Here is a 1374-nt window from a genome sequence, read left to right on the forward strand (position 1 = left end):
GAACAATCGCAGCCGGAGCTTCTTGGGCTCCCAGCGGCGGGCCGGGTGCTCGGGGTAGCCGAGCATCTGGGTCCAGGCCAGCAGTTCGCAGGCCAGCTGGACGACCGCGCACCAGATGCGGTTCTGGTCGAACCCGTGCAGAGGCAGATTCTGCAGGCCGGTGTCCTTGGCGGCGCGGATGCGGTCCTCGCAGCGGGCCCGGCGACGGTGGCGCAGTTCGAGCTCGGCGATCTGGGCGCCGGGTCCGCCGGGGCGGGTGTTGGTGACGAATGCGGTGACCCGGTTGCCGTCGTGGTCGGTGATGCGCAGCTGCGCGCCGGGGTGCGGGCGCTCGACCCGCGCGATGACCCGCATCCCCGCCGGCCAGGAGGCGAGATTGAGCAGCCCGGTGAGCTCGGTGACCCACGCCCCGTCACGGACCTCACCCTCGGCATCCAGCGCCGACGACCACGCCGAGTCCGGGATCCTCGCGAGCAGCTCAGCGGTGTGCTCGGGCAGCCCGAACCCGACCGAATACGACAGCCGCCGGGCGGTGAGCCAGTCCAGCAGCTCGTGGGTCGATCCGGCCCCGTCGACCCGCACGAGCACCGAGCGACCCGAGCGGTGAGCGGCGGCGTTGTCCGCGGGCAGCTGCTTGAGCGCGCAGCGGATGACGCTGATGTGGTCGGCGGCGGTGTTCGAGCCGGCGTTGCCTCGCCGCAGCAGCATCGCCACCGGCTCCCCGGTGCCGTCCTGGCCGTGGTCGACGAACGCGGCCAGGGGGTGGTGGCCGAAGCCGCGTTTGAACGTCGGCGCCGCCTGCTCCTTCTCCGAGTGCGCCGTGACCAGGGTGGCGTCGACGTCCACCAGCAGCGGACGCCGATGATCGACCTGGTGGTCCGGGGCGGTGGCACCGGCGCGCCGCCACACGGTCTTACGGGCCGCCGCGCGGGCGGCGTCGACCGCGGCCAGGACCCGTTCCGGGTCGCCGGCCAGCGTGGTGAGCAGCCGCGACACCGTCGGGTCGGAGGCGACCGGACCGAATACCTGCGGGGCAGCGCGCAGGACGGCGACATCGGCCAGACAGTCCCCGCCCACGGCGAGCGACACCGCCAGATCAAGAAGGATCTTCGCTGGGTCGTGGACCGCGGTGGGCTTGCGCCATGGCTCGAGCGCGTCCGCCAGCGCCCGGTCGAGCCCGGCCGCGCGGATCGTGTCGACCAGCAGCACCGCGCCGGCCTGGGACACCACCCCCGACCCGCCGGTGTCGGTCCGGACGCGTGGGTACAGCCCCGTAGACTCCCGCACCAGAAAGGTGCTCCTCCCGCGCGACGATCAAGCCTTCAGCAAGCCAGATCATCGCAGGTCAGGAGCACCTTTCGTCTTTCAGGATCT

The 1374-nt window shown here is 72.4% G+C and carries 1 protein-coding gene; it reads right to left on the reverse strand.

Annotated elements, in window-relative coordinates; all coding sequences use genetic code 11:
- A partial coding sequence (locus PHK61_RS31780) for an IS1380 family transposase (protein WP_274285036.1) occupies positions 1-1287 on the reverse strand: 1287 nt, incomplete at its 3' end.
- Between the last annotated feature and the right edge of the window lie 87 nt (positions 1288-1374).

It is taken from the genome of Actinomycetospora lutea, from assembly GCF_028737205.1.
GTDB classification, from domain to species: domain Bacteria; phylum Actinomycetota; class Actinomycetes; order Mycobacteriales; family Pseudonocardiaceae; genus Actinomycetospora; species Actinomycetospora lutea.